This is a genomic window from Nostoc sp. MG11 (assembly GCF_014904695.1).
GTDB lineage: Bacteria > Cyanobacteriota > Cyanobacteriia > Cyanobacteriales > Nostocaceae > Komarekiella.
Genome location: NZ_JACXXN010000007.1, coordinates 195,608 through 219,021, shown reverse-complemented (window position 1 = coordinate 219,021; position 23,414 = coordinate 195,608). Strand labels below are relative to the sequence as shown.

Here is a 23,414-nt window from a genome sequence, read left to right as displayed (position 1 = left end):
ACGAATCAACAATTATTTTCTTTTACCAGCTTACCAGAAAGTATATATCGTGGTAAGATAGATATATCAAGGAGGTGATGTTAAGTGTTGCACAAAGTTGTACAAGTTCGTTTATATGCAACGAAAGAGCAAGAAATTCAATTGGCTCAAGCTTTTGGTTGCGCTCGTTGGTGGTGGAATTATGCCTTAAATAAGTCAATTGAGACTTACAAAGAAACAGGTAAAGGACTTACACGTGCAGCGCTTAACGCACTTCTTCCAGCGCTCAAAAAATCTGTTGATACGATTTGGTTAGCTGATTGTTACAGCCAAGTTTTGCAGGCTACGACACTGAATCTAACTACAGCATATAAGAACTTTTTTGATAAACGTGCTGGATTTCCTAAGTTCAAGTCTAAACACGGTAAGCAGTCTATTCAGTATCCTCAAAACGTCAAGATTGTAAATGGTAATGTAAAACTTCCCGGTAACATAGGAGAAGTCAAAGCCAAAATACATAGACCAATTAAGGGGAAAATAAAGACTGTTACTGTTAGTAAAACTCCTTCGGGTAAATACTTTGCATCTCTTCTGACTGAAGTTGAAGGTGAAAACCCAATGATTTCAGAGGGTAAGATTTATGGGATTGATTTAGGTTTGAAACACTTTGCAGTTGTCACAGACGGTGAAAAAGTTTCTAAATATGATAATCCTAGACACATTGCCAAACACGAAAAAAACCTCAAACATAAGCAGAAAAAATTAGCACGTAAGCTTCATGGGAGTAATTCCAGAAATAGATATAGAAAAATTGTTGCCAAAGTGTACGAACAAGTTAGCAATTCGCGGCAAGATTTTCTACATAAACTTAGTTACAAGTTGGTCAGCGATAGCCAAGCTGTCATAGTAGAGAATCTTCATGTCAAGGGCATGGTTCGTAACCATAAATTGGCAAAAGCAATATCTGATGTTGGATGGGGAACATTCACTAATTTTTTAGCCTACAAACTAGAGCGAAAAGGTGGGAAATTAGTTGAGATTGATAGATGGTTCCCTAGTTCCAAGCTTTGCTCTAATTGTTTCTATCAAGTCAGCGAGATCCCACTGGATGTCCGTGAGTGGACTTGCCCCCACTGTGGTACTCATCATCATAGGGATGGAAACGCTGCGACAAATATTAGAGCAGAGGGTATCAGAATGCTAAAGGCGGAAGGTTCAGCCGTCTCTGCTGTAGGAGGGGAAGTAAGACCAAAACTAGGACGAAAGTCCAAGTTGCGGCATTCCCCCGTGATTACAGAAGCCCAAACTGTACTTGGTACTCCAAGTCAGTGTGGGTAGTTCACTCTCCAAACCCAATTCTTCGCACAGCACCCCAACAAAAACCTCTATCAGGCGGTTTGAGTTTTCGTGCGGCATTAGTGGGTTCATAATTTCTATTGTTCCATTGTCATAAGCAAATCGGGAGTTACGCTCCGAACCCATTTCAGCCAGCATAATTTTAAATGTTTGCCAACTGATATTTTGGAGTAAAACCCTAGTTTCTGCGGGTATTGTTGTCGCCACCATAGTTAAGTTCTCCGCAACAAACCTTCTTTTAGTACTGTACCCCTTAATATTACAGTTAAAAGGAAGTTTAGAAAGTATTGATAATATTTACACTTATAATTTTTACCAGCAAACTGCTAATACTTATGACCAATTCAAAGCTGTTTTATTCAATCAGCTTGCACCCAAAAAAGTAAGCGCAAAAAAATTAAAATAACTGATTTAGGTTTTGGTGAAAATGACTTGTGGATTGCAGCGTTGGCGTAGCCCGCCGTAGGCATCGCTCTACAACAAAATATTACCATTGTCTCAACCGATCGCGACTTTCAACGTATTAAACAAGTAAGAAAATTATCTATTGAATCTTGGCTTACCATCTGAAAATTCAACACCCCAGAATCAATATAAGTTATTTTCATTCTTCTCTATCTTGTAGCCCACCTCTGCGACTAGCGAGTTCTTTTTCAATTTCATCTTCATCTAATAAATGTTTACCGGAAGCAACAATCCTATTACGAATTTGCTGCAAACGTTCTCCCAATGGGGTTTTATTTGCAGAGTTTTTCAAACCAAGAAATTCAACAAAATCTAAAACTACCTCTTGTTTGTCTTGTGGAAGAGAACGCCACTTTGTTAATAACTCTTGTTCTGTACTCATTATTATTCACCCACTACTATTACTACTTCTATTGTGATTGGGTATTTTTATTCTAGAATGACATTTAAACTTAATTCTACTCGTGAACAAGAAGATCCCCGACTTCTTTAAGAAGTCGGGGATCTGAGTCTTTGCCAGAGGTGACTTATCTACCTGCCCATCATCTTTATTACCTTGCCGGAGTCTTTAATCCACGACGTTCAAGGATTTGCCGCACCTCTGGGCTGGGAGTGTAATTATAGCCGTAGGAAGAGTTTTCTGTGTCATCCATAATCTGAGGTGTGAGCAATACAATGACTTCTTGACGCTGGTTGGATCTGTTTGTTGATCTAAAGAGCGAACCAATGAGTGGAAGATCACCCAAGATAGGAATCTTAGAAACACTTACCCGGTCTTGGTCTTGAATGATCCCTGAGAGAATGAGCGTTTGACCATCTCGCAGGCGAATCAAGCCGGAATTAAGGGAGCGTTCAGATATTAGAGTGACTCGTCCGTTTCCTGTATCTTCTGAACCTGATGGTGCTTTGACAGAGGGAGCCACTGATAGAGATACAAAACCATTATCATCAATGCGATCAATCTTGACCCCTATAGTTAAACCTACTTTCTCTTTTGTTGGGTCTCTCAATTCTCTAGTTCCAGCAACAGTATCAATGAATGTGCTTGTGACCTTGCCAACTACTTCTTGAGTTAAATCCACTCTAGCCTCCTGACCTTCTTGAACAATTAAAGTTGGGTCAGTCAAAATCTTGGCATTACCATTTTGCACCTGAGCTGTCAAATTAGCGAGCAAACGTCTAGGAAAAGAGCTAAAACCATTAAAATTCAAATTTGCTGAACCACCATTGTTGGAAAAATAAGTATTGCCAACGCCAAAGGTAAAGCTGGTATTAAAGTCATCGATTTTAGTGAGGTTAACATCAATAATCTTGACGTTAACCGCCACTTGACGACGACGCACATCAAGCTGAGTTAGTTGAGCAATTGCCATCTCAATAAGCTTGGGAGTACCTATCAAGGTAAGAGAATTAGTACGCTGATCACCCAGTGCTTGTAAACCTCGAAGTATAGGAGTAGTGTACTGAGATTCAGATTCATCCAAACTTAAACGTGTAATTTCCGTAGTTTTTGTAGTTTCTGCTGTACTCTGATTCGAGGTACTGTCTTCACCTACCTTCACAGCAGTGATATTAGTTACTGTCCGTTCAGCAGTGATAGCACTTTCTGCCCCTAAACCAACTAAAAAGTTGAGGGCAACATCCACTGATACCTGATTAAGTCGTAGGTTACGCATAACCAAATCACGCGTCGCATTAGGTAGTTTAGGCCCTACAAAGATTGTGCGACCACTGCGGTTAGCCTCTAAACCACTCAGGCGCAAGACGTAGTTAAACACATCTTGTACTGGCTCGTTTTCTATATCTAGTGAGATTGTTTGAGAAACTTTTGGTGCATTAGCAGCACCGCCTTGCTGACCTCCACTACCTTGTTGACCTCCAGTAGCTTGTTCACCTCCAACATAAGCCAAGTTCAAACCAGCAGCACGGGCAAGTAGTGACAAAACCTCGCGTACTGGGGCATCTCGCAGCACCAAGCGGGGTACACGTTCTTGAGTTGCCAAATCAACTGTGCTAGGAGAAGCATCTGTAGCTGAGATGGCGATGTCTCCCACTGGTGGGGCGACAGCTCTAGGCAAGAAAGGTGGAGCTTGACTCACAGGTTGACCTGGCCCAGCGGCTTGTGCAGGTTTACCGTCAATCGTGACTTGTGGGTTAGGAACAAGAACGTCTGGTTTTTGACCTAGTTGGGCTGGGGTGGGAGGAGGTGATGCTGTTGGTGTTGGAGGTGTTGGCGTTGTTTGTGTTGGTCTTGGTGTTGGCGCTGATGCTGTTGTGCCTGCGGATGGGGTAAAGCTGAGGCTAATTCCGTCTTGCTTTCGCACCACAGGTTGAGTGTTGGGGGCGTTGTTGCTACCAGTTACCATAACCCGGATGCTATTGGCATCCAGTTGACTAATTTCGACTGAGGTAATTCCTGGAGATGGGTTGTCTTGGCGGAAACTATTACCTTGTGGTAAACGTAGTTGAGTATTAATAATATCTGCGACTAAGGCTTTGCCTCTTTTTGTAGTGAAAACTTGCGGGCGCGAGCCTGATGAAGTTTTCAAAACAACACTAATGCCACCATCAACTGGATTTAACTGTACATCAGTAATTTGAGTAGTTTGTGCCAAAACTGGTTGAGCTGCCAAGAATACAAAAGCGGCAGCACCCAAAATTAAACTATTACCGTGAAGCTGTTTCACAGTTCATTCCTCACCTTATAAAACCTTGTTAACCAATAATCTTTGAGTAGTTGTGCCGCTATGAGTGCTGAGTATTTTTTCTACTGACTACTCAAGACTCAAAATCTCAGCACGGGCTAAACGCCCCGCTACCGCTAACAGCACTGTTTATTGTTACTTCTTGGGGGTAGTTTTAGCTGCTGCTATGTCCTCTGGAGTAAGTGGCATTAATGCCTGTAGCTGGAAGGATGTGTTGATTGATGCAGGCCCAGACCTCACCACCACCGTTCTATCTGGTAAAACCCTAGTTTCAGGTGGAGCTAAGGTTGATTGATAGTCTCTAACTATTAATAAAGGCTGTAAGCGCTCAATGTTACGAATTATCGATTGTGTTTGTTCATAAGTTCCAGAAATTTCAATATTGACACTGCTACGTTTTAGCTTGCCATCGACTTGTGTTCCCAGAGTTCCATCGGTAATCGGTTCTGGTTTCTGTGAAGCTGGCACATACTTTTTCAGTTTGGCTCTCTCTATATTGAAAGAAGCTTTTTGAGCATTGCCAGACTCAACCAAGCGATTCATATCTAGCAGTAATGTATCTAAGGTTTTCTCGTTAGCAAATAAACTTAAAACCTGGATTTTTTGCTGCTTTGCTTGTGCTAGCTCGTCTTTTACTTTGTCAATTTGTTTGAGGCTGGCTATCTTTTGCTGAATTTGCCCTTGCAGTTCGGCGCTTTTTGCTTGCTGCTGCTGATAGTTTTCCCAAGCTGGCATCACCAGGTTGAATAATATATAAGCTGCTGCCGCTAAACCAAAAACTCCTGCCAAAATGCCTATGATTTTGGGTGTGAAGCTAATGCCAAAGACGACAGGGTAGGCTGGCGTTGCTGAGTCAAATTCACCGCCTTGTTCTGCAAAATTTAAATCATCACTTACTGTCATTTTGAAATGACTCCTGTTTGTTGCATACTGCGAATTCGAGCCACTAGTCCTACTGTGCCTTTTTGCTCCAACTCCCGGATTAACTCCGAAGCTGGGATATCATTCATACTTGATTGAATGGTGTATTTAACTATTTGGGGTGGCTTAATTGGTATGGCAGTAGGAGATCTCACAGCATTTGGTGATAATGGCGCATCTACTAAAGTTGCTGTGATAATTTTGCTTTCTGAGGACTTTAAGAACTGAGACTGTTGCAGAGTTAATAAGAAATCGTTGACATCGTTATAGGAGCGAGCCAAGCCAGTGATTTCTAAGCCTCCAGCGGGATTGTTTGGTGGCTGCCCTTGTGCTGCCGGAGTGGGTGAGATTTGCTTGACGTTCTCAATTTGCACTGATGCTGGTATGCGATCGCGCAAATCTTGTAACATGGCTGACCAAGGACGAATTTGGTCAAACACAGTAACCAAAGCTTGCGTTTCCCCTTTAACTGCGGTTGTCTCTGCTTTGATTTTGTTAATATTCCCTATTTCTGTATCTAATCTCTTGTTTTCCTGATCTAGTTGTGCTATTGTCCCCTCTAATTCGGTAATTTTCGCTTGCAAAAACCACCAACCACCTGCCACCAGAAGTGGAAGACACACACCTAGACCGACTCCCACATAAGCGGGTGTTAAATTCCCTGTGGGAAGTGCTAATCCTTGCTTCTTGTCGGGCTTTTTCTGATAAGCTGGGCGGTCTTTAAGAAAGTTAACATCAAGACTGTACATGTTCTCACACCAACTAAGATAAATACTATGGTTTGAGAATTCTCAAACAGTGTGATTGTCAAAATAGACAATCCAAAATTTTTATCACACCTCCCGCATTCCTAAACCGAGTACGATCGCTAAACCAGAGCGTTGCACTTGGGGATATTTATCGTTGTCAACTTCTAAGGACAAAGAACCAATGGGATCTATTTGGGTAGTTGGCAAGCTCAATCTTTGCGTAAAGAACTCATCTAGCTGTAAAAGTCCGCCTCCTGGCCCAGCTAGGAGAATCTGCGCTACTTCCAAATTTTCACTCTGATTGAGGTAAAAATCGATGGAACGGCGTAGTTCATCTGTTAGTTCTGCCAATACTCTGACAATGGCCGCCATCCCAGGATCGATTCCAGTGACCCCAGTTTTGCCGCCATCTACGGGAGTTGAGGGAATGGTCATTCCCTGCAACATTTCCATATCTCGTGATGTAGGTAAGCTCATAGCCCTCGCTAGAGCAGTTTGCAGTTGATAAGTGCCAATAGGCACAGTGCGCGAAAATTGCGGCACTCCGTTAACAATGATGGCAATTTCTGTACTATCGAACTCTATATCAACTAGTACCGCTGCTTCTTGCGGCCCAAATTGCCGCAATTGATCGCGAATAGTCCGAAGCAGAGCAAAACTGTTAATTTCTAAAACATCAATTTGCAATCCTGCCTGCTCGAATGTACTTATATAGGTATCAGTCACATCCTTGCGGGTGGCAACTAGAAGTACCTCTACCTTCTCTATGCCATCCTCATCCATTTTGTACCCAAGTTTCTGGTAATCTACATCAGCCTCTTCACGAGGATAGGGTAAATACAAACCTGCTTCATGGTTTAGCACCATTTCTCGCAGTTCTTTATCATCTAACTCTGCCGGTACGGGTATCAGACGGACAATAGAATCACGCCCTGGTACAGCAGTAGCTACGCGAGAGGCTTTGATTTTACTCTCAGCTAGCGCCTGTTGAATTAACTGCGCCATCGCTGGAGGGTCAGTAATTTGACCATCGGTAACTACGCCTTCTGGAACTGCTACTGATGTAAAGGCTTCTATTTTTAAGCCTTGACGTTGTTTGCGTAGCTGAACTATATTTACCCGTTCTGGGGCAAGTTCAATGCCAACCCCTTTATTAGATTTGCCAAACAGACTATTGAAGCTTTTAACCACAGTTGTGCCTGCTAGACTGGTAAATTGAAAATTTAATGTAGAGATGCGATGTATCACGTCTCTACTGGTAATCGATTTAGCTTATAATCTCGACAATTTTGCATAAGATTTTCACCCCGAACAAGCGTAAAAATACTGGTAAGATGATTCAATTGCGAAAATTCAAACAACTTGCTGCTTGGGCACTACTTGGTTTATTTACCAGTTGGATTGTAAGTTGCAGCACAGGTAATGTTGGCACAAGCACAAAACAGGCTGCTTCAGGAGCAACAACTGTTGAGTTTTGGACGATGCAACTCCAACCGCAATTCACCAATTACTTCCAAAGCCTGATTACAAATTTTGAATCGAAAAACTCAGGTATAAAGGTTAACTGGGTAGATGTACCCTGGGCGGCGATGGAGAACAAAATTTTAACAGCTGTCTCAGCAAAAACGCCACCTGACGTTGTTAACCTCAATCCAGGTTTTGCTTCCCAACTCGCTGGTCGAAATGCCTGGTTGGATTTGAATACAAAAGTCCCAAATGAAGTCCGTTCCTCCTATCTGCCGAATATTTGGAAAGCAAGCACACTTAATGGTAAGAGTTTCGGGCTTCCCTGGTATCTCACCACAAGGCTAACCATTTATAACACTGATTTATTAAAACAGGCAGGTATCAATAAAACACCCACAACCTACGCAGAACTAGCACAAGCGGCACAACAAATTAAAGATAAGACTGGCAAATATGCCTTTTTTGTGACTTTCGTTCCGCAAGATTCCGGTGAAGTGCTGGAATCCTTTGTGCAGATGGGAGTCACTTTAATTGATACTGACGGTAAAGCAGCATTTAACTCTCCTCAAGGTAAAGCAGCATTTCAGTATTGGGTGGACTTGTATAAAAAAGGGTTGCTTCCGAAAGAGGTATTAACGCAAGGACATCGCCATGCGATCGATTTATACCAAGCTGGAGAGACGGCGTTTCTAGCTTCGGGGCCAGAGTTTCTCAAAACGATCGCTAATAATGCCCCGAAAATTGCTCAAGCTTCAGCGATCGCACCTCAACTTACCGGTGATACAGGGAAGAAAAATGTAGCTGTAATGAACATAGTTATTCCCCGCGAAACTAAAAACCCTGACGCCGCTGTGAAATTTGCTCTATTTGTTACCAATGACGAAAATCAGTTAGCCTTTGCCAAAGCTGCAAATGTCCTTCCTTCTACAGTCAAAGCCCTATCTGACAGCTACTTTAAAGATGTCCCGGCTACTGCTTCCACAGTAGAAAAAGCCAGAGTGATCACTGCTCAACAACTGCAACAGGCAGAAATATTAACTCCTACTTTGAAGGATTCCAAAAAACTGCAAAAGGCAGTTTACGAGAACTTACAAGCAGCAATGCTAGGTGAGAAAACGGTAGATAAAGCTGTAGAAGATGCGGCGCAACAGTGGAATCAAAGATAATTCATAATTCATAATTCATAATTCATAATTCATAATTATGAGTTATGCTTGTGGTTGCTAAAAATTCTCCTACTAGATAAAGCGAACCACATAGGACGATTAAATCGTTTGTGGTAGCGGTTGAGGTTGCTGAATTTAGTGCTGTGAATAAATCTGGATGTATTTGGCGATCGCTCAAATTTGGACAGAGGTTGTGAGCTAGGCTGGCTAAGTTTTGTAGGTTAGCGGAGGTTCTTCCTGGCCAAGATTCTACTGTTATTGGTACTAAGTAAAGGCGATCGCCTGGTCGCAATAATGCGGTAAAAATATCAGCGTGATCCTTATCAGAGAACATTCCCATAACCCAATGTATGGGCTTGTTGTTAACTGTGTTTAAGCTATCGATATACTCACGGAGGACTTGGGCTGCGGCTGGATTGTGAGCGCCATCAAGTAATAATTTATGGTTTTTCCAGGTAGTCCATTGCATTCGCCCTGGCCATTGAGTTTTTGCCATACCTTGAGCGATCGCTTCTTCCGAAATCTGCCAACCCTGTTGTTGAAGAATCTCTAAAGTAGCTAAAGCCAAAGCCGAATTATTTAACTGAATTTGTCCCGCTAATGGCAAAGGATATTTAATCAAGTGATGCGCTAGTTCTATTGTCTCCCCCTGCTCCCCTGCCCCTCCGCTCCCCTGCCCCTCTGCTCCCCTGCTCCCCCTCTCATACTCTGCCCATCCTGGGGCTATCTGGCGCGAAGGCTGAGGCGTAAAAATTGGGCATTGTAATTCTAAAGCACGCGATCGCACAACTTTTTCGGCATCCGGTGGCAATAGTCCAATTACAACGGGACATCCAGGTTTGAGAATACCAGCTTTTTCTCTGGCAATTTCAGCGATAGTAGAACCAAGTTGCTGCCAGTGTTCGCGGCTGATGGAAGTTATGACGGTAACTAAAGGCTGCAAACAGACATTAGTAGCATCTAAACGACCTCCTAGTCCCACTTCTACCACTGCTATATCAACTTGTTGCTGAGCAAAATACAACCAAGCCGCCGCCGTAATTACCTCAAATTGAGTTGCGGACTCATCCCCAGCACGAATAGCCGCTTGGACTTTTTCTAATAATTGGCTCAATTCTTCAGAGGGAATTGGCTGTTCGTTGAGACAAATGCGTTCCGTCCAATCGACTAAATGGGGAGAAGTGTAGCGGCCTGTACGATAACCAGCCTCAGTGAGTACAGAAGAAAGATAAGCACAGACCGAACCTTTGCCGTTAGTGCCAGCAACATGAATTACTGGGATTTGGTGATGGGGATTGCCGAGCTTTGCTAACAATTTAACAATGCGATCGAGTCCTAGATGGACACCAAAGCGTTGAAAGGGTTGTATTACAGAATCGATATCCACGATTGGGAACTGGGGATTGGGGAGTGGGGGAGCAAGGGAAAGTTGCAGTAAGTCATCCCCTCTGCCTCTTGACCCTTGACTCTTATTCGATGAATAAAACCGACTGTCTCAGTAAAGAGAAACAGTCGGTTGAAAAGTGATGATATTGAATCGAGTCTAAGCTTCTCTATCCAAAAAGCCTTGAATTTGTCTTAAAGCCGCAGCGCCAATATTAAACACTGCCCAGCCAGCAGCAATGGCGATTGGTGCTAAAACGATCGCTATACGGAAATCAATATCCATGTCTAGAACCCCTCTGCTAAGTAGAAATTAAACTTTTGTCAACTCTTCTCATTTTTATTTTTAGCTGAAGTGGGCAATTTTTCCAAATCAATGTGTAAAGAATGTTTAAATTATTGGGCGTTGGGCATTGAACAAAGCAGAAGGCAAAGAAAAAGATCATCCCCTTACCTTTAACCTTTCTCCCTCTTAAGAGTCGTCAATCCCCAATCCCTAAGACTTGCTAAAGCCGAGATCAGTCCCCTGACCGGCATGAACCAAGGCTAACTTTTGGTAACGTTGAGCGTGTTCGATTAATTCTGCGGCTTCAACTGCTGTTACTTGACGCTGCACTTTGCCAGGAACGCCAACTACAAGAGACATAGGCGGTATATTCTTTGTAACCACAGCACCAGCACCTATAATGCTACCAGTACCCACTCGTACCCCATCTAAAATTACCGCGCCAATGCCAATCAAAGTTCCACGTTCAATGTAGGCGGAATGCACCACAGCGCGATGCCCTACGGTAACATGATCTTCTAAAATTGTTGGAAAACCAGGATCACCATGTAGAATTGCTCCATCCTGTATGTTTGTGCATTCACCAATGTCAATACGTTCTACATCTCCCCTAACTACTGCTCCATACCAGATGCTCACCCCTGCTGCTATTTTTACCGAGCCGACTACGACAGCGTTAGCTGCGACGAAGGCAGCTTGAGAAAAATCAACAGATGGCCAGTAAGAAGCGGTAGACACGATAGAATATGAATATGGTACCCAGGAACACTGGAGAAACTCCAACCATTGAGGCTGGTTGCACAACCAGAATATCACAGCGTCAAGCCTCTATGCTGAGGCAAACACTAGTGAAAAATGTTCCTGCTGTAACTCCGTGTTCATGCAGCAGTGAGCAAGTAACCCAAAGTGACGCAGCCGAAGTGTAAAATCCAACCCACTGGTGCTGGTGAAGACAAAACTATGTTTGTACGCACTTCATGATGAATCCAGGCTTGCAGTACCCAATGTTTGGCCCTGAAATACAGTGTCCCCATTGTCGCCAGACTATTCCGGCGCTGACACTAACAGATACGTACTTATGTCCGCGTCATGGCGCTTTTGAAGCTAATCCTAAAAACGGAGAATTAATCCATCTACAGTCTGGGCGTCATTGGCGAAGATGGAATAATGAATGGTATAGGCAGCATACCCATCCTGATGGTATTAGGTTTGAAATTCACGAAGCATTAGACAAGCTTTATACCCAAGGCTACCGAGCAACACGAGTGATCATTGCTCGACGCTATCAGGAATTGATGAGTGGTTATTTAGAACGCAGCACACCTTGGCGTTCTGGACAGCCGGAAATCACAGCTGCACGACTATACGGCTTACCTGTGGAGTTTAGCCCCGATTCCCCAGAAGATCCCTGTTGGGAAGTGATTAATTTTGACTTGGAAAAAGAGCCTGGAGTCCCTGTACGTTATCCTTATTTCAGATTGTTTGAGTAATTGTCATTAGTCATTGGTCTTTTGACGAATGACTAATGACTAAGAAGAAAGTGCAAAGTCTGTAGCTTGCTTCCCGCAGGGTGCGGAGGTTTCCTCCGCTCAGAACTTTGTAAGAAAGGACAAAATTATGCACCATGCTTCGATTCGTACAGCGAATATTCATCGGGCGATCGCTTTCTACGAACAGTTAGGGTTTACAGTTTCAGAACGCTTCACTACAGGCTACACCCTAGCTTGTTGGATGGAAGGATTAGGAGGCAGAATTGAACTAATTCAAATTCCCCAACCAAAACCAGCCCCAGATGCATTCGCTGACGAACATTATGTAGGGTACTATCATCTTTCATTTGATTTAACTGAAATTACACCAGATTTACCCAGTTGGTTGACAAGTTTACAAAAACGTGTACTACTAGCGGCAGAAAATCAACCAGAACTACTACCGCTAAAGGTACTTTTGGAACCGACACAACAACAGATAGGCGATCGCATTTACGAAGTTGCTTTCATTGCCGATACTGATGGCTTACCTCTAGAATTCATCCGAATCTTAGAAAAACTCTCATAATTTAGCCTTTTTATTGATTATTGTTGCTGCTAAAATACTTGACCTCTGTAGTGTTGCCGAAGTGATATATTTTCCCCAAAAATTAGAATATAGTCATCCTATTCAAGACATATGTAAAATAATTGACATGCTATATCTGCCACATACATGTCTGTATCTTCCATTTGGTATCGATATCGTTTTCCGCTATTAATACTTATCATTTGGCTAATAGCAGTATTTCTACTTAGCGACAAGCCTGCTGAGAGCCAATACGTAGAAACATATAACAATAAAAATCATTATTCAACCTTGGTAGCAAAAACAACTATGCCCCTAACAGTGACAGAGAACGTCCGCAAAATAGTGCTGGAGAATGGTCTGACTGTCCTGACAAAAGAAGTGCATACTGCGCCAGTGGTGACAGTGCAAGTGTGGTACAAAGTTGGTTCGCGTAACGAAGAACCGGGAGTAAATGGCATTGCTCACCAGTTGGAACACATGATGTTTAAAGGCACAAAAAATCGTCCAATCCAATTTGGACGTTTGTTTAGTGCTTTAGGCAGCGATTCAAATGCTTTCACCAGCTATGATCAAACTGCGTATTACGGCACTGTAGAACGGGATAAACTCACAGCGCTCTTGGTGCTGGAAGCAGATAGAATGCAAAATTCTCTGATTAATGCAGAGCAACTAGCCAATGAGAAGCGGGTAGTAATTTCTGAGCTACAAGGTTACGAAAATAGCCCGGAATACCGCCTCAACCGCGCTGTGATGCAAGCGGCATTTCCCAATCACGCTTATGGGTTGCCAGTGGGTGGTACTAAAGCTGATGTCGATAAGTTTCAGGTAGAGCAGGTACGCAAGTACTATCAAAATTACTACAGTCCTGATAATGCTGTATTAGTGATTGTTGGAGATTTTAAAACTGCAAATGTCCTTGAAATAGTTAAAGACGTATTTGGGAAATTACCAAAAAGTCAAGAGTTAAGGGGAGCCAGCGCCGTGGTGAGGCAGTCCGGTCTTCTCTACGAGACGCTGCGCGTTGGCGGAGCCTCTCGCAGAGAAGGGGGTTTTCCCCAGGAGGAACTGCCGAAAGGGTTTCCCGCGCCACTTGCCACAACGGGGGGAACCCCCGCAAGGCAGTGGCTTGACTTGAGGCGACTGGCGTTCAAAAGTCAAGGGTCAAAAGTCCCCTCTGTTCCCATAGTTCTAAGAGAACCGGGAGCAGGGCAACTGTTGCAAGTGGTGTATCCATTACCGGACGTGAATCAACCGGATGTGCCAGCGTTGGATGTGATGGATTACATTTTGACAGAAGGGCGAAATTCTCGCCTTTATCAAGTATTGGTAGAATCGGGTTTAGCTAATGAAGTAACAGCAGGTGTTACCAGTTTGCGCGAATCTGGCTGGTACGAGTTGTTGGTTACAGCTGCACCTAGTCAAAAATTGAAAAAAATTGATTCAGTGCTGAGTCGGGCAATCGCCAATGTGGTAGAAAAAGGGATTAAACTAGAGGAAGTAAAGCGAGCCAAGACTCAATTAACAGCAGACGTAATTTTAAGTAACCGCGATATCACCAGTCAAGCAATGCAACTTGGTAACGACGAGACAACTGCTGATGATTATCGCTACACAGATCGCTACTTAGCAGCCGTCAGCCAGGTAACAGAAGCAGATGTTGTGGCTGTGATCAAAAAATACCTGAAAAAAGAAGCGCGTACAGTTGGCTTTTTTGAACCAACTCAAAAGCAGTTCAAAGAGATTAGTGATAAGCCACACTCAGCACAAACTACAGAAAATTTTTCTTTGAGTACACCTGAGCTTTCATCGGAAGTGGTGAAGTACTTACCGCCTGTAGATTCAGCAACAGATACGATCACGCGAGTACTACCGCAGCAATTCACATTTGCCAACGGTCTGCGGATATTGCTATTACCTGATAAGAGTACTCCCACCGTTACCTTGAGCGGACACATCGAGGCGGGGATGGAATTTGACCCAGCCGATAAAGCTGGACTGGCTGCTGTTGTGGCAGACAACTTGATGAATGGTACTAAAACCAAAGATGTCTTAGCTCTTGCTAAAGCCTTAGAAGAACGGGGGGCAAGTTTGGATTTTGAAGCATACCGCGAAGGCGTGCGTATCGAGGGTGATAGTCTAGCACAAGACTTACCTATACTCCTAGAAACTTTAGCAGATGTAGTTATAAATAGTACATTTCCAGTAAAAGAGTTGGAACTGAATCGCCAACAAACTTTAACTACTCTTCAACTGGAGTTAGATGACCCATCGGAAGTAGCAAAAAGAACGTTTGTTCAATCAATTTATCCGAAAAAACATCCATTACACACCTTTCCTACACAGGAGAGTTTAGAGCAGATTAGCCGTAAGGATGTAATTGATTTCAAGGCAAAACATTATCGTCCAGACACGTTAGTGATAGCGCTGGTTGGAGATTTTGATCTAGACAAAGTGCGATCGCTCCTGAAAGCTAAGTTTAGTGACTGGCAAGTGATCGGGCAACCACCAAAGTTACAATATCCCACAGTCTCACTGCCAGAAAAAATAGTGCGTGTCAACCCAGTTTTACCGGGTAAAGCTCAAGCTATCACTTATATGGGTTACACAGGTATTAACCGTCAAGATCCCCGATTTCATGCAGCCTTAGTGTTAAATCAGATTTTGGGCGGAGACACCCTATCAAGTAGACTGGGGGCAGAAGTACGCGATCGCCAAGGTTTGAGCTATGGAATTTATAGCTACTTCCAAGCCGGGAAGAAAGTCGGGACATTCTTGATTGAGATGCAAACTAGCCCAGAAGATACAGGTAAAGCGATCGCTAGCACGCACCAATTGCTACAGCAAATCCATCAACAAGGCGTCACCGCACCAGAAGTTGAGACAGCAAAACACACCCTAATCAGCAACTACAACGTTTCTCTGGCAAACCCAGAAGAATTAACAGATAGAATTCTGATGAATGAGGTGTATGGACTCGATACAGTAGAATTACGCTCCTTTACTCAAAAAATTCAGCAAGTTACCCTTGCCCAAGTCAATCAAGCAGCTCGTGAGTTACTCCACCCAGGTAAAATTGTGGTCGTCACAGCTGGGCCAGCGGTATTGGCAGAACAAAGAATTAAATAGAAGTGGGAGCAAGTTAATAGATAATTAAGTAATATACTTCCCTGCAATTTACAATACCAAATACCAATTCTCCAAAATCAGGCTACAGATTCAAAGAATGTTACCTAGATTAAATCTGCTTTTTTTAATTACGTAAAGCCTTCTCTACGAGAGGCTGCGCCAATGGCATAGCTACGCTTAGAGCGTAGCTTACTACAAATTACGAATTAGTACAATTCCTCATTGCCACCATTAACTTTAATAAGACTAGCAACGGAAATGATCGAGTTATTTACGGCAATTTACAAGCATTTATACCAAGTTTTAATTAAAATTCTCACCTATTTCACTTCTCTTCGGCTACAAGCAACACTGCGGTTATACGTGATGTTAACGTTGCTTTTATGCTGGAATTTTACTAGTGCTGCTCCAGCAGTAGCCGCGAATTTGTCTAACAATTTACTGAAGCAACCAGCTACAAAAATTACAGTTAGCTTAGGTACTTCGGCTAATGAACTCAAGTTCGAGCCAAATCACTTAGAGTTAGTGGCTGGTAAACGCTATCAACTACGGCTCACTAATCCCAGCCAACAGAAGCACTATTTTACTGCTAAAGATTTTGCCGATGGCATCTGGACACAGAAAGTTGAAGCAGGCAAAGTAGAAATTAAAGGAGCCATTCACGAACTAGAACTAAAGCCGGGTGCTGAAGCAGAATGGGTGTTTGTGCCCCTGAAACCAGGTAAATATGGCTTACGTTGTCCAATTGCAGGACATACAGAAGCAGGTATGACTGGAGAGATTGCCATCAGCAATTAAGAATTATTTGATGAATGCTGATAGTATGTCAGATGTGTTAATTCAATGGACTGGAACTGTGAGGCAGAGTGTGTAACGAAAAATAAGTTAACTTAAATATAGATATTATTTCTCAACTAATCTAGAAAAAACATTCACTCTTAAGCCGCAAGACGCCAGTAATTATTAATTCCCCATGAACATTTTCAGTAACTTACTTTCTCAAGCAACTCAGTCTACTCCTCCAAAAAAACAACGCCGAGGAATTGAAATTAAATCGCCGCGTGAAATTGAAATTATGCGGCAATCAGCAAAAATAGTAGCTACAGTACTCAAAGAAATTTCTGAGCTAGTAAAGCCAGGAATGACTACGGCTGACTTAGATGCTTATGCAGAAAAACGCATTCGTGAGATGGATGCAACACCAAGCTTTAAAGGATATCACGGTTTTACAGGTTCTATCTGCTCTAGTATTAACAATGAAGTTGTACATGGTATTCCCAGTGCCAAGAAAGTTATTCGGACTGGGGACGTATTAAAAGTAGATACAGGCGCTTATTACCAAGGCTTTCATGGGGATTCTTGTATTACAATTGCTGTAGGCGAAGTTACCCCTGAAGCAGCTAAACTGATTCGTGTAGCTGAAGAAGCTCTTTATAAAGGTATTGAACAAGTCAAAGCCGGTGTATACTTGCTTGACTTGGCTGGGGCAATTGAAGACCATGTAAAAGCCAATGGCTTTAGTGTAGTGGAAGAATTCACCGGACATGGTGTTGGTCGTAACTTGCACGAAGAACCCTCAGTATTCAACTTCCGAACTCGTGAGATGCCCAATGTTAAACTCCGTGCAGGGATGACACTAGCAATTGAGCCAATTGTGAATGCTGGTTCTAGACATACACGAACATTATCTGACCGATGGACAGCAGTAACAGTAGATAATGCTCTATCGGCACAGTTTGAACATACAGTCTTAGTGACAGATATCGGTTATGAGATTTTAACCGATCGCACTAAAGTGTAATTACTATTTGTAATTATTTATTGTTGAGAGAGGTAAAACGTTTAAAGACGATTTACCTCTTTATTTTTGTCTGAACAGAAATTGCATTTATATAAGCTAAACCCGCCTTGAAGCAACTGGCGTGCGAATAGAATTCGCCATTAAGTTTACACAGATATTTTCTCTGCGGCTTTGCGTCTCTGCGTGAGTGAGGTAAAAATCATATCTATTTGAAAATCGCTACAAGTGTAGATATTTTATGTGAGTGATTAACATTTTAAAATACACATAGGTTTTGAATTCAACACTTCAAGATATTAGACTCCTTGCACAAATATTTAAAAATAAAAATTTTAATGTTCACGCAGAGAAGAAAGATAAAAATTAGCTTTTTGACAATTCATAGGCTTTTATATTACTAGATAGAAATAGCAAATTTTATCTATAAATCCTGACATACATAGAATACAAAAGAATATTTCCTAATTGTTTATATCTCACTTGAAAATTTATAAAGAATAATTTATAACAAATAAGCTTTTGTCTTTAAAAATTGACATTCATTAAAAAAAAAGAGTTATAAAGAAATATTTAAGCTCTAGTAAATGTTATTTGATAACAGAAAGATATTCCCAAAAAAAGTTAAAAAAATATGACAACTACCCATAAGAACCCATCATGTTTGAAAGTAAAACTTCGTCAAACTTGTCTTTGAATACATCTCAATGGGCAAAAGACTCTTTCGCCAAGTCACAAGTCTTGACATCTTCTGTTGAGAATTTAAATTCTGATTATACTTTTGGGAGTAAGAGTTCCTCACAAACATTCCAAAATCAATCTTTGACTCAGCCTATAGTAGCCGCTGCGAATCCCAATCCCAATCCTTACTTAACTAATGCGGCGATTCTTCCTGATTTCAACGGTGATGGGAAAACAGACAAACTTTGGGTCAATTCTCAAACAGGTGAGATTGTGGTTCGGCTAATGGATGGCACACAAGTTCTCCAACAAGGTTCTTTGGGACAGTTTGACATATCTGCCTGGACTTACAAAACTGCTGATTTTAACGGTGATGGCAAGACCGACTTCTTACTCCGTAATAAAACAACGGGTGAGAATAACCTTGCACTAATGGATGGAGTCAACGTTGCGAGTGCGGTTGCTTTGGATAGAGTTGATCCAGCTTGGACTCCTAACATTGGCGATTTCAACGGCGATCGCAAAACCGATATCTTCTGGCATAATGGCACAACCGGCGAAAATGCTCTTTGGCAGATGGATGGCACAACAGTTCTCAGCGCGACTGTTCTAGAGACTACAACTACAGGCTTGACTCCTACCGTGGTTGATTTCGACGGTAATGGGAAGAGTGACATCTTCTGGCGCAATGAGACAACAGGTGAAAACAACGTTTGGTTTATGGATGGCGCACAAGCAAGTAATTTTGCTCTGCAATCACAAGATGTCGGCTGGACTTTTACCCGTGGCGATTTCAACGGCGATTTGAGCACTGATTTGCTGTGGCGCAATGAAACAACCGGTGAGAACAAGATTTGGCAAGTGAATGGCATTATCGTAACTGAGGGTGCTGTGGGAACACTTGACTCAAACTGGAAATCCAACATTGGCGATTTCAACGGTGATGGCAAGACCGACATTTTATGGCACAATCAGGCAACCGGTGAGAACACAGCTTGGTTGATGGATGGTACAACAGTTAGTAGTCAAGCTTTTTTACCAAGTAATGGCGCATCTTTGACACCATCGCTTGGCGATTTCAACGCTGATGGCAAGACTGACGTTTACTGGCGTGATCAGACAGCAGGTGCGGACACCATTTGGACTATGGATGGAACTAGAGCAACTGAGACTGCTGTAAGCGATGCAGATAAGCTTGGCCCAGAGTGGTACACTGCTTAAAATATTGCTGGATGAAAAACTCCACCCCAATTGTGGGATGGAGTTTTTGGGCATTGAGAAGAAGTTACAAATGCCCAATGCCCCAGATGAAATTTACCCTTTAACCTTTTCTCAGGCTACAAAGTAGATTCATAGTGCTTACAATGTCAGCCTGCTTAGTATTTTGTTTAAAACTTGTAACTCAAAACCTGAATCTCCCCATTTTCCGGTAATTTGCCAGGGCTAAGAGAAACAGTATCGCCATTGCTACGACGCACTGTCATGCCTTGCATTAAGGCGAGAAAATCATCTAGTGGCGAAATATCGCATGTAGCAGGGTCAGCCGCTTGTGTCCGGTAGTGGGTGGGAACAACCAACTTAGGATTTAATACCTGAACCGCCTGCTTTGCTTCCTGGGCATTGTAGGCTTTTGCACTACCTCCTACAGGAATGAATGCCACATCGGGACGCCCCATAAGGATTTTTTGCTCAATGGAAATGGGCGCAGCAGCTCCCCCTAAGTGCAGGATATTAATTCCTCCTTGTTTCCAACTCCAGGAGGTGTTTGAACCAAACTGCTTGCCACCTTTGCGATCGTGGTCTATGGCAATTCCCTGGAACTTGATGCCTTGGAACTCGTAAACTCCTGGTTCGTAGATGAGCTTAGGATTTCCCGGTAGTCCATCTACCGCACCTTCATCCAGTAATTGACTACTAATTAGTACCAAATCTGCTGCAACTTTTGGTGGACGGTACTTAGCAGTACAGCCGATCGCCCGAAATGGATTGACGAGAATTTTCGCCCCGCCACCAGTAAATAGAAAGCAAGTATGACCCAACCACTGAACTGATAAACCGCTAGATTGTGCGTTAGCTTGAGATTCAGAACTCAAGGTAGTAATGAAAGCTGTGACCAACCCCGCCCCAGCATAGCCCATCAACTTTCGTCGTTTCATTAATTACTCTCTCGACTGTAACTGTTCCAGAAAGTTTCGCAATAACTGCTTTCCCGAAGATGTCAGGACACTCTCTGGGTGAAACTGGACACCTTGAATGTGAGGATAGTTCCGGTGTTGCACTCCCATAATAGTGCCATCTTCAACCCAAGCGGTGATTTCCAACACATCAGGGCAAGTCTCGCGCTCAATCACCAGACTATGATATCTGGTGGCGGTCATGGGATTTTCCAATCCCCGGAAAACTCCCACCCCAGTGTGAGACACCTGAGAAGTTTTGCCATGCATTAACTCTGGAGCAGAAACTATTTTACCACCGAACACTTGACCAATACTTTGATGTCCTAAACAGACACCCAAAATTGGCAATTTAGGCCCTAGTTGTTCAATCAATTTTAGGGAAATTCCAGCATCGTCTGGGCGACCAGGCCCAGGGGAAATAACTACGACGTCTGGCTTTAATGCCCGAATCTCATCTATGGATATCTTGTCGTTACGAAAAACTTTAATATCATCTGCTACTGGGAACTCTGCCGCTAATTCTCCCAGATATTGCACTAAGTTGTATGTAAAACTGTCGTAATTGTCAATGACTATAATCAAAACTAATAGCTCCTGGTTTGATTGGGATTACGTGGACTCAATTAACTTGAAGCCCCAAGGTTTCAGAGCCGCGATCGCTATTTCTTGATCTACACCTTCATAAGCTTCCCATTCCAGCGGGTGTTCTTTAGGATGTCCGTCGCCTACATTACCTGCAACTTTGATCACCGGCAAGCCCGCTATGCGATCGCGCTCCATCCCTTTTGGTAGGGCTAGTTGGAGTTTGTGACCAACAAACTTCGTCGATGGACTTGAATTAGCTACAGATTCACGAACTAAACAGATATCACCAGCAGTTCCCCAAGTAGTTTTGTAGATATAGAGGAACGATATATAGATTTCTGGTTTGATGGCTCTTTTTAGAACTTGCATTAACTGTAATCCTTACGTTAAGAGTAATAAATCATATGAGCATTTCTCTGACTGGTTGCAACTATTTTAATTTTGCAACTCTAATCAAAATAACGTTTATGTCGTTTTGGTAGCAATCGTGTAGAAACTTCCGCGCTTGTCAAACTTGGCCCTCTGGAGAGACTTACCAATACTTGGGAGAGGAAACTCCTTCAAGCAAGTCAACTCGTGGAAAGAAGAAATCTAAAGAGCGATCTTTGGAATTCCCCGCTATATCAGGGAAAGGCTGATTAGAGGCGGGAGGATGTCAATCTTTATCTATGCCCAAAAACTCCATCCACAAGGGAATGGAGTTTTCCATAAGTAAAGCCCTCATAAATACGATGAGGGCATTAATTTATCAAGAAGGGGCAGGGAGAACAGGAAAAGGTAAAAACTTCGCCCCTTGTGAGTGAAGAGTTCATCCCTTTTTCCTTTAACCTTTACCCTCTTTTTTATACCTACAGCAGATTTCAGGTAAATGAAGTACATAAATAAAACCCGAAACCCTGTAGAGACGTTACATCTACGGTCTCTACGTATGATTCATGAAAATGCTAACCACTGTATGTCAGTTGTTAATTGCGGAAACTTCTTTTACTCTGCCTGTGCTTAGCAATTTCTTTGCGTTTGCGTTTTTCCAGTGGCGTTTCAAAGTGACGATGCTTTCTCATGTCTGGGAAAATTCCTGCTTTGGAAACTTCTCGCTTAAACCGACGTAAGGCTGACTCAATGTGTTCATTTTCACCTACGATTACTTGGGTCATTATCTTTCCTACTAAATTGACTTAATTGATGGCTAAATAGTGGTACGGAATTCAGTTAACCAGAGTACAAAAAGCTGCTTCCTCAACTTCAATTCCATTTCCACAAAAGCAAAGCTGTGCGGACGGACTATCTCCCTTCAGACGCTTTTATAGCATCTAAATTTTAAATGGAATCGGACTGAGCAGGATCACAAACTACATCTAGAAAGCCGACATAATTAAGGATACTAGAGGAGGGAGCAAGAGTGTAGCAGCTACCAGCACTGCGACTAAAGAAGAAACCAGTACAGCACCAGCAGCACAGTCTTTAGCAACTTTTGCTAAATCATGGTAAGTCTGCTTAACAGTCAAGTCTACAAGAGACTCGATCGCTGTATTGAGTAACTCTAATGCTAAAACTAAACCACTAGTTATACCAATAACAGCTATTTCCACGGCTTGCAGATGTAAAAAAACGCTTAAAGCGATCGCTAAAGCGCAAACACTTACGTGGATGCGAAAGTTACGTTGAGTTTGAAAACTATAGCTGATTCCTGCCCAAGCATACTTAAAACTAACTAATAAATTAGAGGCAACCTGCCAGGAAAATTCCCGTTCATTTGTCACCAGTGTTTGTAAGGTGTTGGACGTTGGTGGTGGGGAAACTTTTTGGGACATAGGCTTAAAAATACAAAAAAATAGGAGCTACAGTGGGAATCTTTGCCATTTATCATGGCTTGATAAACTTTGAGGCAGTTTTAGGGAATTTTCTCCAGAAATATTATAAAATTATTACCCAAGATTAACACTTACTGACACGCGAATCACCGCTATTCTATGTCAATAGAAATACCTATTGCGTGTAACAATATCACCTGCTGTTCTAACATTCGCCTCAAACTTTCTTCGTCAGGATGATCCCAGCCCAACAGATGTAATAAGCCGTGAGCAGCTAACCAAGCTAGTTCAGTTGGCAAACTGTGTTCTTGCTGTTGGGCTTGACGTTGGGCTGTATCCACAGACACAATAATATCACCTAAACATAAAGGCACAGAAGCAAGCATTTCTTCACTTTGAGGAAAGTCTACCTCTAAAGCAGCAAAGGCTAAAACATCTGTTGGCTGATCTTGTTGTCGATACTGAGCATTGAGGGTCTGAATTTGCAAGTCATCGGTCAAGCGCAGACCGATTTCGTAACTTGGCGCGGCTGGAAGCTGAGGATGAAGTATTTCCAACCAGATATCAAACCAGTTTTCCCAAGCTTCAGAAGTGATTGGGGGATGTGTGTCCCCAATCTTTCCAGATGCTACTGGGGACTCGTAATCATAATTTTCTACATATAGTTCAACTCTCAGGGGCACGTAGTCTCCTAGGCT

General features: G+C 42.6%; 22 protein-coding genes and 1 pseudogene. 8 read left to right on the top strand and 15 right to left on the bottom strand.

Annotated features, from left to right (window positions below):
- The first annotated feature begins 84 nt into the window (after positions 1 to 84).
- Positions 85 to 1,317, top strand: coding sequence for an RNA-guided endonuclease InsQ/TnpB family protein (locus HCR01_RS13535; RefSeq protein WP_193196675.1), 1,233 nt, complete (start codon positions 85 to 87; stop codon positions 1,315 to 1,317).
- Positions 1,318 to 1,323: 6 nt separating this feature from the next.
- On the opposite strand, the pseudogene HCR01_RS13530 reads toward HCR01_RS13535, so the two are convergent.
- The 6 genes and pseudogenes from HCR01_RS13530 to pilM form a co-directional block, all read right to left on the bottom strand.
- Positions 1,324 to 1,545, bottom strand: a pseudogene (locus HCR01_RS13530) (Uma2 family endonuclease); the annotation flags it as partial.
- 394 nt (positions 1,546 to 1,939) lie between these two features.
- A complete protein-coding gene (locus HCR01_RS13525) occupies positions 1,940 to 2,182 on the bottom strand; it encodes a hypothetical protein (protein WP_193196674.1) in 243 nt (80 codons plus the stop codon).
- Between the two features lie 169 nt (positions 2,183 to 2,351).
- Positions 2,352 to 4,487 (bottom strand): AMIN domain-containing protein, encoded by a 2,136-nt coding sequence (locus HCR01_RS13520; protein ID WP_193196673.1) that lies wholly within the window; start codon positions 4,485 to 4,487, stop codon positions 2,352 to 2,354.
- A 153-nt stretch (positions 4,488 to 4,640) separates the two neighbouring features.
- Positions 4,641 to 5,408 carry a pilus assembly protein PilO gene (locus HCR01_RS13515; RefSeq protein WP_193196672.1) on the bottom strand — a complete coding sequence of 256 codons (768 nt, stop codon included), beginning with the start codon at positions 5,406 to 5,408 and terminating at the stop codon, positions 4,641 to 4,643.
- Positions 5,405 to 6,175 carry a PilN domain-containing protein gene (locus tag HCR01_RS13510; RefSeq protein ID WP_193196671.1) on the bottom strand — a complete coding sequence of 257 codons (771 nt, stop codon included), beginning with the start codon at positions 6,173 to 6,175 and terminating at the stop codon, positions 5,405 to 5,407. Before HCR01_RS13510 ends, HCR01_RS13515 begins: the two co-directional genes overlap by 4 nt.
- Before the next feature lie 84 nt (positions 6,176 to 6,259).
- Positions 6,260 to 7,366 carry a type IV pilus assembly protein PilM gene (gene pilM, locus HCR01_RS13505; RefSeq protein WP_193196670.1) on the bottom strand — a complete coding sequence of 369 codons (1,107 nt, stop codon included), beginning with the start codon at positions 7,364 to 7,366 and terminating at the stop codon, positions 6,260 to 6,262.
- Between the two features lie 143 nt (positions 7,367 to 7,509).
- Between pilM and HCR01_RS13500 the strand changes: the two genes are divergently transcribed.
- Positions 7,510 to 8,808, top strand: a complete 1,299-nt coding sequence (locus tag HCR01_RS13500; protein ID WP_193196669.1) for an ABC transporter substrate-binding protein — start codon at positions 7,510 to 7,512, stop codon at positions 8,806 to 8,808.
- Between the two features lie 22 nt (positions 8,809 to 8,830).
- On the opposite strand, the gene HCR01_RS13495 is transcribed toward HCR01_RS13500, so the two are convergent.
- From HCR01_RS13495 to HCR01_RS13485, 3 genes are all read right to left on the bottom strand, one after another.
- Positions 8,831 to 10,195 carry a bifunctional folylpolyglutamate synthase/dihydrofolate synthase gene (locus tag HCR01_RS13495; RefSeq protein ID WP_193196668.1) on the bottom strand — a complete coding sequence of 455 codons (1,365 nt, stop codon included), beginning with the start codon at positions 10,193 to 10,195 and terminating at the stop codon, positions 8,831 to 8,833.
- A gap of 156 nt (positions 10,196 to 10,351) precedes the next feature.
- Complete coding sequence (locus tag HCR01_RS13490; RefSeq protein WP_162398589.1) at positions 10,352 to 10,477, bottom strand: photosystem II protein Y; 126 nt, start codon at positions 10,475 to 10,477, stop codon at positions 10,352 to 10,354.
- 210 nt (positions 10,478 to 10,687) lie between these two features.
- On the bottom strand, positions 10,688 to 11,215 hold the full coding sequence (locus HCR01_RS13485; protein ID WP_193196667.1) for a gamma carbonic anhydrase family protein: 528 nt from the start codon (positions 11,213 to 11,215) through the stop codon (positions 10,688 to 10,690).
- 239 nt (positions 11,216 to 11,454) lie between these two features.
- Here HCR01_RS13485 and HCR01_RS13480 point away from each other — a divergent pair, with 239 nt between their 5' ends.
- From HCR01_RS13480 to HCR01_RS13455, 6 genes are all read left to right on the top strand, one after another.
- Positions 11,455 to 11,967, top strand: coding sequence for a TIGR02652 family protein (locus tag HCR01_RS13480; protein ID WP_162398587.1), 513 nt, complete (start codon positions 11,455 to 11,457; stop codon positions 11,965 to 11,967).
- Between the two features lie 127 nt (positions 11,968 to 12,094).
- The gene (locus HCR01_RS13475; protein ID WP_193196666.1) at positions 12,095 to 12,535 is read left to right on the top strand and encodes a VOC family protein; all 441 of its coding nucleotides are present in this window, start codon (positions 12,095 to 12,097) and stop codon (positions 12,533 to 12,535) included.
- Positions 12,536 to 12,682: 147 nt separating this feature from the next.
- Positions 12,683 to 15,664: a M16 family metallopeptidase gene (locus HCR01_RS13470; protein WP_193196665.1), complete on the top strand. Its 2,982-nt coding sequence runs from the start codon at positions 12,683 to 12,685 to the stop codon at positions 15,662 to 15,664.
- Positions 15,665 to 16,030: 366 nt separating this feature from the next.
- Entirely contained in the window at positions 16,031 to 16,462 is a 432-nt protein-coding gene (locus tag HCR01_RS13465; protein ID WP_226889324.1) for a cupredoxin domain-containing protein, read from the top strand.
- A gap of 175 nt (positions 16,463 to 16,637) precedes the next feature.
- Complete coding sequence (gene map / locus HCR01_RS13460; protein WP_193196663.1) at positions 16,638 to 17,465, top strand: type I methionyl aminopeptidase; 828 nt, start codon at positions 16,638 to 16,640, stop codon at positions 17,463 to 17,465.
- 657 nt (positions 17,466 to 18,122) lie between these two features.
- Positions 18,123 to 19,364: an FG-GAP repeat domain-containing protein gene (locus HCR01_RS13455; protein ID WP_193196662.1), complete on the top strand. Its 1,242-nt coding sequence runs from the start codon at positions 18,123 to 18,125 to the stop codon at positions 19,362 to 19,364.
- A 167-nt stretch (positions 19,365 to 19,531) separates the two neighbouring features.
- Here HCR01_RS13455 and HCR01_RS13450 read toward each other — a convergent pair whose 3' ends face one another.
- The 6 genes from HCR01_RS13450 to ybeY form a co-directional block, all read right to left on the bottom strand.
- Complete coding sequence (locus tag HCR01_RS13450; RefSeq protein ID WP_193196661.1) at positions 19,532 to 20,299, bottom strand: MBL fold metallo-hydrolase; 768 nt, start codon at positions 20,297 to 20,299, stop codon at positions 19,532 to 19,534.
- Positions 20,300 to 20,302: 3 nt separating this feature from the next.
- A complete protein-coding gene (locus tag HCR01_RS13445) occupies positions 20,303 to 20,902 on the bottom strand; it encodes an anthranilate synthase component II (protein ID WP_193196660.1) in 600 nt (199 codons plus the stop codon).
- 27 nt (positions 20,903 to 20,929) lie between these two features.
- Entirely contained in the window at positions 20,930 to 21,274 is a 345-nt protein-coding gene (locus HCR01_RS13440; RefSeq protein WP_193196659.1) for a hypothetical protein, read from the bottom strand.
- Positions 21,275 to 21,870: 596 nt separating this feature from the next.
- On the bottom strand, positions 21,871 to 22,059 hold the full coding sequence (rpsU, locus tag HCR01_RS13435) for a 30S ribosomal protein S21 (RefSeq protein WP_162398579.1): 189 nt from the start codon (positions 22,057 to 22,059) through the stop codon (positions 21,871 to 21,873).
- Positions 22,060 to 22,260: 201 nt separating this feature from the next.
- Positions 22,261 to 22,716 (bottom strand): diacylglycerol kinase family protein, encoded by a 456-nt coding sequence (locus HCR01_RS13430; protein ID WP_162398578.1) that lies wholly within the window; start codon positions 22,714 to 22,716, stop codon positions 22,261 to 22,263.
- Positions 22,717 to 22,868: 152 nt separating this feature from the next.
- On the bottom strand, positions 22,869 to 23,393 hold the full coding sequence (ybeY, locus tag HCR01_RS13425) for an rRNA maturation RNase YbeY (protein ID WP_193196760.1): 525 nt from the start codon (positions 23,391 to 23,393) through the stop codon (positions 22,869 to 22,871).
- Positions 23,394 to 23,414: the final 21 nt, after the last annotated feature.

What these genes read in the sequence shown, in the direction of transcription:
- HCR01_RS13455 (WP_193196662.1), top strand. Translation starts at nt 18,123, where the DNA reads ATGTTTGAAAGTAAAACTTCGTCAAACTTGTCTTTGAATACATCTCAA.
- HCR01_RS13515 (WP_193196672.1), bottom strand. Translation starts at nt 5,408, where the DNA reads ATGACAGTAAGTGATGATTTAAATTTTGCAGAACAAGGCGGTGAATTT.
- map (WP_193196663.1), top strand. Translation starts at nt 16,638, where the DNA reads ATGAACATTTTCAGTAACTTACTTTCTCAAGCAACTCAGTCTACTCCT.
- rpsU (WP_162398579.1), bottom strand. Translation starts at nt 22,059, where the DNA reads ATGACCCAAGTAATCGTAGGTGAAAATGAACACATTGAGTCAGCCTTA.
- HCR01_RS13450 (WP_193196661.1), bottom strand. Translation starts at nt 20,299, where the DNA reads ATGAAACGACGAAAGTTGATGGGCTATGCTGGGGCGGGGTTGGTCACA.
- HCR01_RS13525 (WP_193196674.1), bottom strand. Translation starts at nt 2,182, where the DNA reads ATGAGTACAGAACAAGAGTTATTAACAAAGTGGCGTTCTCTTCCACAA.
- HCR01_RS13440 (WP_193196659.1), bottom strand. Translation starts at nt 21,274, where the DNA reads ATGCAAGTTCTAAAAAGAGCCATCAAACCAGAAATCTATATATCGTTC.
- HCR01_RS13510 (WP_193196671.1), bottom strand. Translation starts at nt 6,175, where the DNA reads ATGTACAGTCTTGATGTTAACTTTCTTAAAGACCGCCCAGCTTATCAG.
- HCR01_RS13470 (WP_193196665.1), top strand. Translation starts at nt 12,683, where the DNA reads ATGTCTGTATCTTCCATTTGGTATCGATATCGTTTTCCGCTATTAATA.
- HCR01_RS13480 (WP_162398587.1), top strand. Translation starts at nt 11,455, where the DNA reads ATGATGAATCCAGGCTTGCAGTACCCAATGTTTGGCCCTGAAATACAG.
- HCR01_RS13490 (WP_162398589.1), bottom strand. Translation starts at nt 10,477, where the DNA reads ATGGATATTGATTTCCGTATAGCGATCGTTTTAGCACCAATCGCCATT.
- HCR01_RS13500 (WP_193196669.1), top strand. Translation starts at nt 7,510, where the DNA reads ATGATTCAATTGCGAAAATTCAAACAACTTGCTGCTTGGGCACTACTT.
- HCR01_RS13430 (WP_162398578.1), bottom strand. Translation starts at nt 22,716, where the DNA reads ATGTCCCAAAAAGTTTCCCCACCACCAACGTCCAACACCTTACAAACA.
- HCR01_RS13475 (WP_193196666.1), top strand. Translation starts at nt 12,095, where the DNA reads ATGCACCATGCTTCGATTCGTACAGCGAATATTCATCGGGCGATCGCT.
- HCR01_RS13465 (WP_226889324.1), top strand. Translation starts at nt 16,031, where the DNA reads ATGTTAACGTTGCTTTTATGCTGGAATTTTACTAGTGCTGCTCCAGCA.